A 16,399-nucleotide genomic window follows, 5' to 3' on the forward strand; every position below is an offset into this window, starting at 1 on the left:
ACATTAATTCTATATTTGCAGTCCGAAAATTAGAACAATAAAAGGGCGTAAGCCTGAATTAAAATATTAAGAACAAAAAATGGCAAATCATAAATCTTCACTAAAAAGAATTAGAGCTAACGCAGCTAAACGTTTACGTAACAGGTATCAGGCAAAAACAACGCGTACGTTTATCAAAAGATTGCGTGCTGCAGAAGATAAAAAAACAGGATTAGAATTACTTCCTAAAGTAGTTTCTATGCTGGATCGTTTGGCCAAAAAGAATGTGATCCATAAAAACAAAGCAGCTAACAATAAATCTAAGCTGACTAAATTTGTTAATGGCTTAAAATAAACATAGTTTTACAATATGATAAACGGGATATGCATTGCATATCCCGTTTTTTTTGTTCTAAGAAATTAAAAATGAAGCCATATACGGAGAAATTAGGTATTAAACTATGGGCAGAAGCCGACAGGCCCCGAGAAAAATTATTGCTGAATGGAAGGCGGCACCTTACCGATGCAGAGTTGATAGCCATTTTAATCGGTTCGGGTAATAAGAACGAAACGGCGGTTGACCTGAGTAAGCGGGTGCTTTTGTTTTATAATAACGACCTGGACGCCTTGGGTAAGGCCTCGGTAAAAGACCTTTCTAAGTTTAAAGGGATTGGCGGGGCAAAAGCAATTTCCATAGTGGCGGCTTTGGAGCTGGGCCGGAGAAGAAAAGAAACCGAAGGGCGGGATGTGGTTAAAGTGTTTTCTTCAAAAGATGCCTTTGAAGCTTTGATTCCGGTATTTGCCGACCTGAACCATGAGGAGTTTTGGATATTGATCTTAAACCAGGCCAATTATATCATCGGCAAACAGCTGATCAGCAAGGGTGGAATGGCCGGTACAGTAGCAGATCCGAAGGTTATCTTTAAAACTGCGCTGGAACATAATGCCACTTCTATTATTCTGGCACACAACCATCCTTCGGGCAACCTGAAGCCGAGTGCGCAGGACCTGAGCATCACTAAAAAAATGGTTGAAGCCGGTAAAATGCTGGATTTACCAGTGCTTGACCATCTGATTGTAACGAATAAATTATTTTTTAGTTTTGGGGATGAGGGCTTAATTTAACATTGAAGCTGTAAATTGGCATTATGAAGATCAAGATTCAATTGTGTATGGCTATGCTGTTGCTGGTGGTAACGGTAAAGGCCCAACGGAAACCCGCTGATTATATCAATGTAATGAGTTATAACATTCGTTATAACAATGATAAAGATGGGGAGAATGCCTGGCCAAACAGAAAAGATGAGGTAAAGGCACTCGTAAGGTTTCATGATGCCGATATTTTATGTGTGCAGGAGGCCCTGGCTTTGCAGGCAGACCAGTTGCTGGAAAATACAAATTACGAAATGGCCGGTGTAGGGCGCACTGACGGAAAACGTGAAGGGGAATTTTCTGCTGTTTATTTTGACAAAACCAGATTTGTTAAAAAGGATGGAGGTACCTTCTGGCTGTCGGATACGCCCGAAAAACCATCTAAAGGCTGGGATGCAGCCATAGTAAGGATCTGTACCTGGGTCAGGCTATATGACAAATGGAATAAGAAGGAATTTATGGTTTTTAATACCCATTACGACCATGTTGGTGTACAGGCCAGAATTGAATCGGCCAAACTTATTAAAAAGAAGATCCAGGAAATTGCACCAGCTTTGCCGGTCGTTTTAACAGGTGATCTAAACGTTACACCTGAAACAGAAGCCATAACTACCATAAAAACTTTTTTAACGGATAGCAAAGAAGTGTCGGAAGAGCCAGCTTATGGGCCGGAGGGAACCTTTAACGGCTTTAAGTTTAATGCCCCGCTTAAAGAGAAAATTGATTATATCTTTATAAATAGAGGTTTTAAGGTGCAAAAGTTTGCCGTGCTTACCGATAGTAAAAACCAACGCTATCCATCCGATCACCTGCCTATCATGGCGCGTCTGTTTTTTAAGTAACAGGCTGGTATTTTGACTTTCCCTGTTCAGTTTACTATTTTCGGTGAAACCTATCACTGGCACTACATTTTTGAAGTGATTGCCTTTTTTGTGGGAGTACGGCTTTACTATTTTTTAAAGAAAGGGATTAAAGATCCTATTTCTGATGAGGATCGGTTGTGGATTATGTTAGGTGCAATGCTTGGAGCCCTGATTGGTTCGCGAATAGTTGCTGTACTGGAAGACCCCGCGCATATAAGGCAGATCAGCTTTTTTACCTTATACCAGAGTAAAACCATAGTGGGGGGCTTGCTGGGCGGTTTGTTTGGGGTTGAACTGATCAAAAAGATCATCGGGGTAAAAATAGCCTCAGGTGATATTTATGTTGTTCCCATAATTGTAGCACTGTTTATAGGTCGGATAGGTTGTTTCCTGATGGGGGTTGATGAGCCGGTATTTGGCAAGGAAACCTCTTTTTTTATGGGAATGGACCTGGGGGACGGCTTAAAAAGACATCCTGTAGCGCTATATGAAATGATTTATATGGTGCTGTTGCTCCTCTTTTTTATTGGGATAAGAAAGAAAGAGCTGCTGAATGGCGACCGCTTCAAGCTATTTATGGTACTGTATTTTTCGTATCGTTTTGGTATTGAATTTATTAAGTCTTACCAGTCGCTGGTGTTAAATTTAAGCAGCATCCATTGGTCTGCTTTGTTTATATTGCTGTATTATTATAAATTCATCATCCGCATTGTGAAACAATTATGAAAGTAAGAGATTATATTTATTACGATTATACCAAAAGTTTGTGCCCGGAATGTTTACAGCTCTGTGATGCCAAAATTGTGTTTCAGGACGCAAAGGTATTTATGCTGAAGAACTGCAGAACGCATGGTGACAGTAAGGTAATGATTGCTGATGATGTGGAATATTATAAACAGATCAGGAATTATAACAAACAGTCGGAAATGCCTTTAAAATTTAATACAAAGGTGCATTATGGCTGTCCCTATGATTGTGGCCTTTGTACAGATCATGAACAGCATTCCTGTTTAACCATTATAGAGGTAACCGACCGATGTAATTTAAGCTGCCCGACCTGTTATGCCATGTCTTCGCCAAATTATGGCCGGCACCGTAGCCTGGAAGAGATCAATAAAATGATGGATGTAGTGGTGGCCAATGAAGGAGAACCGGATGTGGTACAACTTTCCGGTGGAGAGCCTACTGTACATCCCGATTTTTTCAGGATATTGGACCTGGCTAAAACCAAGCCCATCAAGCACCTGATGGTGAATACCAATGGGATCAGGATTGCGAAGGATATTGGTTTTGTAGAGAAGCTTGCAACTTATATGCCCGATTTTGAGATTTACCTGCAGTTTGACAGTTTTAGTGCTGAGGTGCTGGAAAAATTGCGTGGGGAGGACTTAACGGAAGTAAGGAAAAAGGCAATCGACCATTTAAACCAGTTTAATGTATCGACCACCCTGGTAGTCACTCTTCAGAAAGGGGTAAATGATCATGAAATTGGCGATATTCTGAATTATGCCCTAAAGCAGAAATGCGTGCGGGGGGTAACTTTTCAGCCAACCCAAGTTGCGGGAAGGAATGACAATTATAACGACCAGCAGGGCAGGATCACCTTGACAGAAGTACGGCGGAAAATTTATGAGCAATATCCTTTATTTACCCCTCAGGATCTGATTCCGGTGCCCTGCAACCCGGATGCCCTTTGTATGGCCTATGCATTAAAGCTGGATGATGAAGTGATCCCGATGACACATCTGGTTAATCCGGAAGACCTGCTGAACAATTCAAAGAACACGATTGTATTTGAACACGATGAAAGGTTAAAAGAACATCTGCTCAATTTGTTCAGCACGGGCGTCTCAGTTGATTGTGCAGAAGGTACCTTTGGTGAACTGATGTGCTGTTTGCCGAGGGTACAGTCGGACCATTTAAATTACAATAACCTGTTTAGGATTATCATCATGAACTTTATGGATCCACTTGATTTTGACGTGCGGGCCGTTAAAAAATCATGTGTGCACATTGTGAGCGATAAGATGAAGATCATTCCTTTTGAGACCATGAACATTTTCTACCGTGATCATAAAATAGATACCATCCGTGAAAAATTAAATCTCAATTAATTATATTTACCATATGGAAGGCATTGTTTTATTATCTGTGATTTACTGGATTGTTGTTGCTGTGATTTTTTTAATAGGGATTATTAAGATTATTGTAGCTTCTGCAAACAATAAGCCTGTTAAGCCTGCCTTAAAATTGGTGATCGCTTCAGTCATCATGCTGGTTATTGGTGTGGGTGCATGTGCTGCCATTCTTGGTGGTATTAGTGTCAGATAGGCTTTCTGCTTTCAGCATTAAATAATATCTTTGCGTTTTACAGCATAAAAAATGAAGATATCATACAGTTGGCTTAAACAGTTCATTCAAACAGATCAAACACCACAGGAACTTTCATTAATATTGACCAATATAGGTTTGGAGGTGGAGAGCCTTGAGACAGTACAAGCTGTTGCAGGTGGATTGGAAGGGCTGGTTATAGGTCATGTACTGAGCTGTGTGCAGCATCCGAATGCCGACCGCCTGCGGGTAACTACAGTTGATGTTGGCGGACCGGAAATTTTACAGATTGTTTGTGGAGCTCCTAATGTGGCCCAGGGCCAAAAGGTAGTAGTTGCAACAGTGGGCACTACAGTTTATCCGAATGAAGGGGAACCTTTTAAGATCAATAAATCAAAAATAAGGGGAGAGGTCTCTGAAGGTATGATCTGTGCCGAGGACGAGATCGGTTTGGGCATTTCTCATGATGGCATTATGGTATTGCCGGAGGATGCACAGGTAGGTACCCCCGCTAAAGTATATTTTAAGCTTGAAGATGATTTTCTTTATGAAATTGGCCTTACCCCAAACAGGGCTGATGCCGCATCGCATTTAGGTGTAGCCAGAGACCTGGCTGCTTATTTCCGTACGGACATCCGGATGCCTGATATTTCCGGCTTTAAGGCAGATGAGGAAAGTTTGCTGATAGACGTTAAAGTTGAAGATACTGCTGCCGCCCCAAGGTACAGTAGCGTAACCATTAGTGGAGTTACTGTTAAGGCATCACCAGACTGGTTGCAGAATAAATTAAAAGTAATCGGTATCCGGCCAATCAATAACATCGTAGACATTACCAATTATGTGTTGCACGACCTTGGTGTGCCACTTCACGCTTTTGATGCAGACCAGATCAAAGGAGCTAAAGTTATTGTGAAAAAATGTGCAGCAGGAACACCTTTTGTAACACTTGACGGTGTAGAACGCAAATTATCTGCAGAAGACCTGATGATCTGTAATGCGGAAGAGCCGATGTGTATTGCAGGTGTTTTTGGCGGAAAAAGCTCTGGTATAAGCGACACCACAACCAACATATTTTTAGAGAGCGCCTATTTTAATGCGGTATCGGTTCGTAAAACCTCGAAAAGACATAGTTTAAAAACCGATGCTTCTTTCAGGTTTGAGCGTGGTACCGATCCGGATATGACGGTTGTTGCTTTAAAGCGTGCTGCTTTGCTCATCGCTGAACTTGGGAATGGGAAAATCTCCTCCCCGGTTTCTGATATTTATCCTGAACCGGTAAAACCTTATGAGGTAGATGTAAATTACAGCAATATCAACAGGTTAATCGGTGCCGAAATTCCTGCTGAAGAAATTAAAGCCATTATCATTGCACTAGGAATTCATGTTGCAGCTGAAACTGCAGATGGCCTTAGCCTGAAGGTTCCTGCCTTTAAGGTAGATGTGACAAGGGAATGTGACATTACCGAGGAGGTGCTCAGGATTTACGGTTACAACAATATCGAAATCCCAAGCAAAATAAATGCTTCCTTATCCTACAGCTCGAAACCTGATAAAGAGCAGACACAGCATGTGATTGCAGATATGCTTACTGCAAATGGCTTTTTAGAGATCTGGTGCAATTCATTAACTAAAGGGGCCTATTCAAAAGCTCCTGATGAAGCCGTACAGATCTTAAACCCTTTAAGTTCAGACCTGAACGTAATGCGTCAGGAACTGTTGATGCCTGCATTGGAAAGTGTTGCCTATAACCAAAACAGGAAAACAGCCGACATTAAGTTTTATGAATTTGGTAAAACTTATCATTTAATAGCTGGTAAATACGTAGAGCGTCCGCGTTTATTGATATTGCTTTCTGGTAATAACCAGGCCGAACAATGGAACCAAAAACCGGCCCCGGTTAGTTTTTATCATTTAAAGGCTGCTGTTGATGCTGTTATTGGTCGCTTGGGTATTGCTACTTATCAGCTGGAGGAAGTAAAAGATGAGCGTTTTGCTTTCGGGCTTAGGTATTTCAGAGGGGATAAAACGCTTGTAAGCTTTGGTGCGGCAACAGCGGCAGATAAAAAGAAAGCCGATGTAGATAAGGATGTTTATTATGCAGATTTTGACTGGGCTTTGCTTTTAGACCTGGTAAGGAAAAATAAAATTGTAAATAAAGAAGTGCCGAAATACCCGGCAGTACGCAGAGATCTGTCTATGCTGGTGGATACAGATGTAACGTTTGACACGTTAAAGTCTATCGCATTTAAGACCGAGAAGAAGCTGATCCGGAATGTACAGGTATTTGATGTATACATCGGAGATAAACTGCCGGCGGGTAAAAAGTCGTACGCCCTTAACTTTACACTTCAGGATGAAGAGCAGACCTTAACCGATAAACAGATTGATGCAGTTATGCAAAAAATTATGCATAACTTAGCACAAACAGTTAATGCAGAAATTAGAAAATAAAAAATACTTTCATGTCATCAGTTGCAGATCAATTAACCTCCGTATTGCAGAAAACAGCTCGCTTAATAGAGCTTTGTAGTGCATTACAAGAAGAAAATGACCTGTTGAAACTGGAAAATGAATCGGTAAAAGTAGCGCTAAATGCTTCCAGAAATAAGCATACAGATCTGGAAGAAAAGCTCAGGGTTTTAAAGTTGGCGAAAAGTATTGAAGGTACAAGTGAAAAGACACTTGATATAAAGCAAAAAATTAACGATTTTGTGCGTGAAATAGATAAGTGTGTTGTATTGCTTAAAAAATAAGTAATATCAGAAAAGTGAAACAAAGCTAAGAAATGGGAGAAATCTCGATAAAAATAACTATTTCTGATCGTATTTATCCTTTAAAGGTGAATACGGAAGAAGAAGAAATTGTAAGGCGGGCAGCCAAAATTATTAATGAGCGCATAAAAGACTATCAGGAAAATTATGCGGTCAGAGATAAGCAGGATTTACTTTCTATGGCAGTATTGCATTACGCAACGGCAGTACTGAGGGTAGAGAATAAAGTTCAGCACCAGGATACAGCTGTTGCCGAGAAGGTGGAAGAACTGGATAGTTTATTAAACGATTTTTTTTCTAAATAGAGGTACGTTCTTTATATAAGTTAAGATTAGCACAAAGATATAGCCGCAGCTAGGTTTTTGGGTTTCACTATTTTTAAAACTTAACACTTCAATATTTATAGGATTGAGAGGGTGTATTTCATCTGCATTCGTGCACCTGAAAATGACTTAAATCCTAATTTTAATTAGTTGAGGTTTTTAAAACGAGGGGCCCAAGGAATTAGTTGCGGTTTTTTTTTAAATAAAATATAAATGATCAGATAGGATTAACGTCCCGGAGGGATGATACTGCTCAAAGGATTGTATCTGATTAAACAATAAATAAAAATAGAGAATGGAAATATTAGGATATGTACTGGCCGGCCTTGTGGTTGGTGTTCTGGTGGGGAGGTACCTGTTAAGGAACCTGCTCAAAGCGCAAGAAATTGCAGCCCAGACCAAAGTAAAAAAGATGCTGAAAGATGCTGAAAGCAAGGCTGAGATTTTAAAAAAGGACAGGCTGCTGGAAGCAAAAGAGAAATTTTTACAATTGAAGTCGGAACACGAACAGGAAGTAAATGCAAAAAATAACCTGATCAATCAACGCGAAAACTCACTTAAGCAAAAAGAACAATCTTTAAATTCTAAACTGGAAAATGCCAGCCGCAAAGAACAGGAACTGGATAACCATAAGAAGAATCTGGAAAAGCAAACTGAAATTGCCATAAAGAAACAGGAAGAGGTTGACTTACTAAAAAACCAGCATGTTACCCAACTGGAAACAATTGCCGGTTTAAGTGCTGAGGAAGCCAAAAGCCAATTGGTAGAGACCATGAAACAGGAAGCCCGTACGCAGGCCATGATCCAGGTAAAGGACATTGTGGATGAGGCTAAACTGACTGCGACTAAAGAAGCTAAAAAGGTGGTTATCCAGACCATACAGCGTACTGCGGTAGAGGCTGCGATCGAAAACACGGTGTCTATCTTTCATATTGAAAGTGATGAGATCAAGGGCCGTGTAATTGGCCGCGAAGGTCGTAACATTCGTGCACTTGAGGCTGCTACAGGAATCGAGATCATTGTAGATGACACTCCTGAGGCCATCATTTTATCGGGATTTGACCCGGTAAGGAGAGAGATTGCCCGTTTGGCCCTGCACCGTTTGGTAACAGATGGCAGGATTCACCCTGCGCGTATTGAAGAAGTGGTTGCCAAAACGAAGAAACAGATTGAAGATGAGATTGTAGAGATTGGCGAAAGGACGGTTATTGACCTAGGTATCCATGGTTTGCACCCTGAACTGATCAGGATGGTTGGACGTATGCGCTACCGTTCTTCTTATGGACAAAATTTATTGCATCACTCGCGTGAGGTAGCAAATTTTTGTGCTACTATGGCGGCCGAGTTGGGTTTAAATGCTAAAATGGCCAAGCGTGCCGGATTGTTGCATGATATAGGTAAGGTGCCTGATGATAATCCTGAATTGCCACACGCAATTTTGGGTATGCAGCTGGCAGAAAAATATAAAGAGCATCCGGAAATATGCAATGCCATTGGCGCTCACCACGACGAGATCGAAATGACTTCAATGATCTCGCCGATTATCCAGGCTTGTGATGCCATATCCGGTGCCCGTCCGGGTGCCCGACGTGAAGTTGTTGAAAGTTATATCAAACGTTTAAAGGAACTGGAAGAACTGGCACTTTCTTATCCAGGAGTAGAAAAGACCTTTGCCATACAGGCAGGTCGTGAGCTTCGTGTAGTGGTAGAAAGTGAAAGGGTAACAGACCAGCAGGCGGAACTGCTTGCTGCAGATATCTCTAACCGTATACAAACGGAAATGACTTATCCCGGACAGATTAAGGTAACAGTAATCAGGGAAACAAGATCGGTAGCTTTTGCAAAATAGCGATCTCCTGAACTGCAGATAAGATTTAGTAAAGCGATGGATTATTCCATCGCTTTTTTTATTTTTACATACCTAAATTAAAATAAGATGAAGAAGGCGAAAAATAAAGGAACGGTTGCTGCAGCACCTAAAAAGGCTGTGGATGTGCTTTTTGACAAGTATGCAGAAAGTCACCAAAACCCTACCAATGAATTGATTCACTGGATTTGTGTTCCGCTAATTGTTTTTAGTCTGCTTGGTTTGGTATGGGCAATTCCGTTTCCATATCTTGAGTTTCTGGGTAAGTTTAATGGCTTTCTGAACTGGGCATCATTTCTGATTGCATTTTCCCTGTACTATTATTTTACTTTGTCGCCCGTATTGTCTTTTTTGATGCTGTGGGTAATCAGCCTGATGAGTTATCTCATCGTTCAGCTGGAATATTGGCAGGCCGGTGGAGGCCCTGCGGTCTGGTTAGTTTGTCTGGTGATTTTTGTACTTGCTTGGATCGGACAATTTATCGGGCATAAAATAGAAGGAAAGAAGCCTTCGTTTCTGGAAGATGTTAAGTTCCTGTTAATTGGCCCTATTTGGTTATTGCATTTCATCTGCAAAAAAGCAGGCTTGAGGTATTGATCTGAAATGGTATTAATATTAAATTAACATTTGGGTAAACGAATGGTAATTTGTTGCTAACACATAGCTAACATTGTGGTAATAGCTTTGCTGGAAATTAATATACGGCAAATTGAAATCACAACTACACCTCAAAAAAGCATTAATTACGGCTCTATTTGTAATTATCGGCGCAACGGTATTTGCGCAAACTGGAAAAATTTCGGGTAAAGTATCGGATAAGAAAACCGGTGAAACACTGATTGGTGTTACGGTTAAAATTAAGGGTACAACAAAAGGGATGGCTACCGATGTAGATGGAAAATATTCTATAACCGGATTGGCAACAGGAAAATACATCCTGGTTTTTCAATATGTAGGTTATACGGGCAAAGAGATTAGCGGGGTTGAAGTGGTGACAGGAAAGAATACCATATTTGATGTGATCCTAGATGAAGCTGGAGGGCAGAAGCTGAATGAAGTTGTGATCCAGGGGAGCTTTAAAAAGGAGAGCATCAATGCATTGTATGCACAACAAAAAAACAGTGCGGTAATTTCTGATGGTGTTTCATCTGAGATTATTAAACGCTCACCAGATAAGAATACATCGGATGTTTTGAAACGTGTAAGCGGAGCAACAATACAAGACAATAAGTTTGTAGTGATCCGCGGTTTAAGTGACAGATATAATACTGCCACACTTGACGGTGCTTCATTGCCAAGTACAGAACCTAATCGTAAAGCATTTTCTTTTGATATTGTCCCTTCAAACCTGGTAGAAAATTTAATAGTGAGTAAAACGGCTACACCCGATCTTCCTGCCGATTTTACGGGTGGTGCAATCCAGATCTCGACTAAAGATATTCCAGATAATAACTTCATCAGCATTGGTGTGGGTGCAGGTTATAATTCTGCTTCTACTTTTAAAAATTTTAAAAGCGGAGTAAGAACAGCAACCGATTATTTCGGCTTTGACAATGGCGATAAATCATTACCTTCAAATTTTCCGTCACGTAATAGGATTATAGGTGGAGCATTAACAACAGAACAGGGTATTGCCGCGATGAACCGTCTTCCGTCTGATTGGAAAACGTACAATAATACTGCTTTACCCACTCAAAACTACCAATTTACATTGGGTAGGGTTAAGGATTTTAAAGATAGCAACAATAAGTTTGGTGCGCTAATCTCGTTGACCTACAGAAATTCGCAGACAATCAGTAATGATGTAATACGCGATTATGTAAATGTTGATTATCATGATAATATTTATAAATTCTCAACCAATATAGGTGCACTGGCAAATTTCGCTTATACCTATGGTAAAAGTAAGATCACATTTAAAAATATCTATAACAGAACTTTTGATGATCAATATTTGAGTAGAGCTGGGTATAATAGTGATAGAAACCGGGATATCAAGTTCTATGCATTCGATTTAATGCAAAAATCGTTATTTAAATCTACATTAGAAGGTACACATGCATTGGGTGAAAATAATTCAAAAATCAATTGGTCCTTGAGTTATGCCAACATTTTAAACGATCAGCCAGATCAGAAGAAGATTTCTTACCAAAGAAATCCGTCAGATATCGGTACTGATAACTATGCTTATATAGCAAGTACAGGTACAGTAAGTAAAGAAAATTCGAGGTTGTTCTCAAAATTAAATGAAAACAACTTTAGTGGTGGATTAAATTATACGCTACCTGTAAAGATGTTTGGTCAGGGGGCAACATTTAAGACCGGCTTAAATTCTATCTATCGCGATCGTAAGTTTGATGCAAGATTCATAGGGTTTAGGGCAAACTCAAGTTCGCCAGATGCAGATGCGATAAGCAGAAGACCGTTAAGGAGTTTGTATGCTAAAGATGCAATCAATAGCGGCGCCTATTTTTTGGATGATATTTCGGCGGATGCAGATAGTTATACTGCTCATTCATTAACCAATGCAGGTTATTTAATGTTGGATAACAAATTCGGAGAAAAATCCAGATTGGTATGGGGTGTAAGGGTTGAACAATTTAATGTAGTATTGGACGCTAAAGTTCCTACTCCACAAACATCAGTTGATGACAATTATATAGATGTTTTACCATCGGCAAATTATACTTATAGCTTAACAGATAAAATCAACTTAAGGGCCTCTTATTACCGTACCCTGGCAAGACCAGAGTTTAGAGAGTTGGCTTCTACTTCTATTTACGATTATGAATTATTGGCCCTGCAACAAGGTAATCCAAATCTGAAGGAGGCAAAAATTGATAATGCTGATATTCGTTTCGAATTCTATCCACAGGCAGGGCAAATCATTTCGGTATCTGCTTTTTATAAAAAATTCAACAATGCTATCGAATCATTTAACAGCGACGGCGGCTCATCAAGAATCATCACTTATATTAATTCAGATAAGGTGAATGTATATGGAGTTGAACTGGAATTCCGTAAATCCCTGGATTTTATTGCCAAAACCGATTTCTTGGAGAAAACTATTTTTTATACCAACCTTTCCTTAATTAAATCGAAAGTTGAAACAAATAATACGGGTATCAACCTAAAAGATACAAGCAGACCAATGGTTGGGCAAGCACCATATATTATCAATGCTGGTTTACAACATAGTTTTTTAAGCGATAAACTGAATTTTAACGCACTTTATAATAGAGTAGGCCGTAAGTTAAATGTTGCTGGGGGTGTTTTGTTTCCTGCAATTTGGGAAGCACCTAGAAACGTGGTCGACTTACAGGTGGCGTTGAAAGTAATCAAAAACAAAGGGGAAATTAAATTTAACGCAGGCGATATTCTGAATAACCGTATTACGCAATATTACGATAACGATTCGGATAAAAAATACAACCGAGCTAAAGGTGATGAAACGATCAGCAGCTACAAGCCAGGCAGCAATTATTCTGTATCCTTTAATTACACATTCTAATGTTAAGTAAAGATTAATAGTGACCGGTAATATTTAATGATTATTTAAACAGCTATTAATGTCTGATTTACATCTAATTAACAGTTTTGTATATAATAAATTAAAACATATAAAAATGAAAAAACAGTTACTAGCTTCTATTTTTGGCCTGCTTGTATTCTTAACAAGCTGCTCAAAAAGCACTGATGATGATGGAGATATAAATCCACCTGCCACGGGTACGGTTGAGGTTTCAGGAGATATTACGACAAGCACAACATGGAGTGCAGATAAAATCTACCTTTTAAAAGGAAATGTTTTTGTAACCAATAATGCTACATTAACCATTGAGCCAGGGACAATTATCAAAGGTGATAAAGGTACTAAAGGTGCTTTAATCATTACCAGAGGCGCTAAAATTATGGCTGTTGGTACAGTTGAGAAACCAATTGTATTTACTTCAAGCATTACTGCTGGTGCCCGTAAAGAAGGAGATTGGGGCGGTGTAATTTTATTGGGTAAAGCGCAAAATAATTTGGGTACCTCAGTGCCGATTGAAGGTATTTCTGATGCAACTGATAAAGGTAAACACGGTGGTACCGATAATACTGATAATTCGGGTATAATGAAATATGTACGTATAGAATTTGCAGGTATTGCGCTAAGTCCGGATAACGAAATCAACGGTTTAACTTTTGGGTCTGTTGGGTCTGGTACTACAATCGATTATATCGAGGTGTATCGTTCGGGTGATGATGCTTACGAATGGTTCGGTGGTGCCGTTAACTGTTCTCACTTATTGGCTATCGACAGCTGGGATGATGATTTTGATACAGATAACGGTTTCTCTGGTAAAGTTCAATTCGGGTTAGCACAGCGTTTAGCTGTAACTGCCGACGTTTCTGGTTCAAACGGTTTTGAATCAGATAACAATGCCGCTGGTGATAACGCTACACCACAAACATCAGCTGTGTTTTCAAATATGACCATTTTAGGTCCGGTAGCCTCTGGTGGCAGCAGTATTAATGCTAACTTTCAGCATGGCGCTCAAATCCGTCGCAACTCTGCAATGAGCTTATTCAACTCAGTAATTGTTGGTTACACAGAAGGTGTGTTTTATGATGATGGATTGCCAACTACACCTGTAGGTGGTGTTCTTTTGAATTCCTCCCTTAACCTTACGGCGGGTAGATCTGTATTTGCTAACAACTTAGTTTATAACAGCAATAGTAAAAACAATCAGATTAAAGCATCTAATGCAACAGCGCTAGGTGTAATTACTCCATTGTTAACAGTTGCGAATACATTTGATGCAAGTGCTACAGCAGAGAGTATCTTTATCAGTCCTTATAAATATTCTGCAGATTTAGTTGCAGCCGCCAGAGTTGGTACACCAGATTTTACTGTAAAAACTGGCTCTGCCGCAGCTTCAGGTGCTGCATTTACCAACGCAAAATTAGCGTCAGGATTTACATCTGTAGCTTACAGAGGTGCTTTTGGTACTGATAACTGGGCTGCAGGCTGGGCTCATTTCGATCCGCAATCTTTACCTTACACTACGCCTGGTGCTGTAAAATAATATTTTAAACTATATAAAAAGGGCCTTCATGCATTTACATGGAGGCCTTTTTGTTTATCCTGCAGGATATATATAAAAGTAGTGGATGAATACCTATACGGCTGTAGTTAGTAAAACTTAATATAAGCTTAACACAGCAACTGTAGCATTAACAGGCATACTTGCGTATAAGCTATAAATAAATCAAAACAAATTATGAAAAGAACACTTATTCAGCTGGCAATGCTATTCACCATTGTTTTAATCAGCTTTTCCTGCAAGAAGAAAACGGAGCAGGAACCTAAAATTGAAATTGATGAAACCAATTTAACTGTATGTCCGGAAAAGGGCACCTGTCAATACCTGTTTACAGAGTATGCCGATGTCAGCGAGCAGCCTGCAATATTTAAAAGTGGCGACTACAGGATATTCTGGTCCGAAGTTCAAAGTCCGGGAATGACTGCAAGAATTTATGTTAAGGCACCTATGCATAGCAACACATTTTTGCTGGGAAAAGCTGATATACTGGATGGTAGGGTGGAATTGTTCACTTCATGCCCTGCTTGTTTAACGGCCCCTTTTAAACCTGTAGACGGATATGTTAAAGGAATTAACTTAACGCCAGACAGACCTGCCGATCAGACAAAATGGCTTTTGGAGATAAAGATAGTCAGCAGGATTGAGGGATCTCCAAATCTGGAAACGTTACTGATTAAACAATATTTTTATCCGAATTTTGTTTACAATTAAAACAATAAAGGGGCGCCGCCCCTTTATTGTTTTAAACCCGGGTCATAAGCATAAACAACCTTATAAGGTGTATTTTTTAATTTAGTTGAGATTTGTCCTATGCTCAGGTCCTCTTTTTGCGGGGTAGGTTCACATACAGAATAAGTTTTGCCATTGTAAAATATAGGTAAACCAACAGGTTTGTCAAATTGAACGGCCATGGTAATGTGGGTAGGATATAACAAGGCAATCATAGGTAGGTTATAAATTTCTTTTACCAGGTAAAAGAACAAGGCTGCCCTGTCATCGCAATCACTGTATTTTGCAAACAGCGTTTCTTCGGGTGATAAGCGTTTCTCTTTACCAAAGTTTTTATCATCATCTTCATATAAAAAAGAGTACCGCGTAAAATGCATCAGATAGTCAATACCCTTTTTCTGGTTCATATCTTTTACATTCTTTTTTAAGATTGGGATCAGGGAACCGTAGGTCTCCTTGCTTAATGGGATATTAAAATATGATTCAAAATCTACAACCGGATAATTGGCAAAAATGGTTTCAACTTCAGGGTTTAGTTTAACGTTGAAGTGGTAAACTTTGTGTTTGTAGCTAAACTGCAGTTGTTTTTCATAATAGGCTTCAGGTTTAAAGTCGGGCATGCGGGTTACTTTGTAAGAAAAGGCACCCTTTGCTTCGGGCATACTGATCATGCCGTAAGGTGGGACCTTATTTAAATCGGCATAGGCATAATCATGATGGTTTAAACACATATATTTTTTGTTTTCAAACATCACAAAAGGAATATCCGAAATGTCCTCATCGTTGTATACATAAAATATGATCCGATTTTCGGCAATGGTTAGCCTTGCATCATAGCCAGATTTGCACAGTAAAAACCATTTATAAAAAGTATAACGTTCATAATTCTCCTTCTTTGGGCTAATGGCCTGGGCGGTTTTCCGGATCAGTTGATAATACATCCAGTCGTTTAACTGTTGCCGGTTTTTGTAAGTTAGCAGGGTGTTGACTATATCCCTATACCTGCCCTTACTAGCCTTTTCGTAGCAGGTATTAATGTATTGTTCGGATAGCGTTGTGCTGTGATCAACAATTATTGAAGAATCAACCTCAAGGTTAAACGTATCATTATAAAAGTCAAAGCTTGTGTAATAGCCCGATTGCTGACCAAACACCTGTTGCAGGGCCAGTATCAAGCAGAGCGAACCGAATATTTTGAGCAAATGGTTCATGATACATTGTTTTAATTATAAGATAACATTAAATATACATAAAAGTAACACGATATGTGTATTAAGCTTTCAGTTGCTTATTGGCA

General features: G+C 39.6%; 15 protein-coding genes. 14 read left to right on the top strand and 1 reads right to left on the bottom strand.

Translation table 11 applies throughout. The features are described 5' to 3' along the window. Positions 1–79 precede the first annotated feature (79 nt). The 14 genes from rpsT to PHEP_RS04165 all read left to right on the top strand — a co-directional run bounded on the left by rpsT (position 80) and on the right by PHEP_RS04165 (position 15,084). Positions 80–334 carry a 30S ribosomal protein S20 gene (gene rpsT / locus PHEP_RS04100; RefSeq protein ID WP_012780987.1) on the top strand — a complete coding sequence of 85 codons (255 nt, stop codon included), beginning with the start codon at positions 80–82 and terminating at the stop codon, positions 332–334. A gap of 71 nt (positions 335–405) precedes the next feature. Then, complete coding sequence (gene radC / locus PHEP_RS04105; protein WP_012780988.1) at positions 406–1,104, top strand: RadC family protein; 699 nt, start codon at positions 406–408, stop codon at positions 1,102–1,104. Positions 1,105–1,127: 23 nt separating this feature from the next. After that, positions 1,128–1,973 (top strand): endonuclease/exonuclease/phosphatase family protein, encoded by an 846-nt coding sequence (locus tag PHEP_RS04110; RefSeq protein ID WP_012780989.1) that lies wholly within the window; start codon positions 1,128–1,130, stop codon positions 1,971–1,973. Positions 1,974–1,985: 12 nt separating this feature from the next. After that, the gene (locus tag PHEP_RS04115) at positions 1,986–2,720 is read left to right on the top strand and encodes a prolipoprotein diacylglyceryl transferase (protein ID WP_012780990.1); all 735 of its coding nucleotides are present in this window, start codon (positions 1,986–1,988) and stop codon (positions 2,718–2,720) included. After that, a complete protein-coding gene (locus PHEP_RS04120) occupies positions 2,717–4,108 on the top strand; it encodes a radical SAM protein (RefSeq protein ID WP_012780991.1) in 1,392 nt (463 codons plus the stop codon). The genes PHEP_RS04115 and PHEP_RS04120 overlap by 4 nt, the downstream gene beginning before the upstream one ends. A gap of 13 nt (positions 4,109–4,121) precedes the next feature. Further along, the gene (locus tag PHEP_RS04125) at positions 4,122–4,325 is read left to right on the top strand and encodes a hypothetical protein (protein ID WP_012780992.1); all 204 of its coding nucleotides are present in this window, start codon (positions 4,122–4,124) and stop codon (positions 4,323–4,325) included. Positions 4,326–4,376: 51 nt separating this feature from the next. Beyond that, entirely contained in the window at positions 4,377–6,776 is a 2,400-nt protein-coding gene (pheT, locus tag PHEP_RS04130; protein ID WP_012780993.1) for a phenylalanine--tRNA ligase subunit beta, read from the top strand. Positions 6,777–6,787: 11 nt separating this feature from the next. Beyond that, entirely contained in the window at positions 6,788–7,078 is a 291-nt protein-coding gene (locus tag PHEP_RS04135; protein ID WP_012780994.1) for a hypothetical protein, read from the top strand. A gap of 32 nt (positions 7,079–7,110) precedes the next feature. After that, positions 7,111–7,401, top strand: a complete 291-nt coding sequence (locus PHEP_RS04140; protein WP_012780995.1) for a cell division protein ZapA — start codon at positions 7,111–7,113, stop codon at positions 7,399–7,401. A 313-nt stretch (positions 7,402–7,714) separates the two neighbouring features. Next, entirely contained in the window at positions 7,715–9,268 is a 1,554-nt protein-coding gene (gene rny / locus PHEP_RS04145) for a ribonuclease Y (protein WP_012780996.1), read from the top strand. An 87-nt stretch (positions 9,269–9,355) separates the two neighbouring features. Beyond that, the gene (locus PHEP_RS04150) at positions 9,356–9,883 is read left to right on the top strand and encodes an Mpo1 family 2-hydroxy fatty acid dioxygenase (protein ID WP_012780997.1); all 528 of its coding nucleotides are present in this window, start codon (positions 9,356–9,358) and stop codon (positions 9,881–9,883) included. Positions 9,884–9,995: 112 nt separating this feature from the next. Then, positions 9,996–12,797 carry a TonB-dependent receptor gene (locus PHEP_RS04155; protein ID WP_012780998.1) on the top strand — a complete coding sequence of 934 codons (2,802 nt, stop codon included), beginning with the start codon at positions 9,996–9,998 and terminating at the stop codon, positions 12,795–12,797. 58 nt (positions 12,798–12,855) lie between these two features. Beyond that, a complete protein-coding gene (locus PHEP_RS04160) occupies positions 12,856–14,355 on the top strand; it encodes a hypothetical protein (protein WP_012780999.1) in 1,500 nt (499 codons plus the stop codon). 195 nt (positions 14,356–14,550) lie between these two features. Next, positions 14,551–15,084: a hypothetical protein gene (locus PHEP_RS04165; RefSeq protein ID WP_012781000.1), complete on the top strand. Its 534-nt coding sequence runs from the start codon at positions 14,551–14,553 to the stop codon at positions 15,082–15,084. Between the two features lie 23 nt (positions 15,085–15,107). Here the strand turns inward: PHEP_RS04165 and PHEP_RS04170 are convergent, their stop codons facing one another. Further along, complete coding sequence (locus tag PHEP_RS04170) at positions 15,108–16,313, bottom strand: hypothetical protein (RefSeq protein WP_012781001.1); 1,206 nt, start codon at positions 16,311–16,313, stop codon at positions 15,108–15,110. Positions 16,314–16,399 lie beyond the last annotated feature (86 nt).

The sequence above is a fragment of the Pedobacter heparinus DSM 2366 genome, from assembly GCF_000023825.1.
Classification (GTDB): Bacteria; Bacteroidota; Bacteroidia; order Sphingobacteriales; family Sphingobacteriaceae; genus Pedobacter; species Pedobacter heparinus.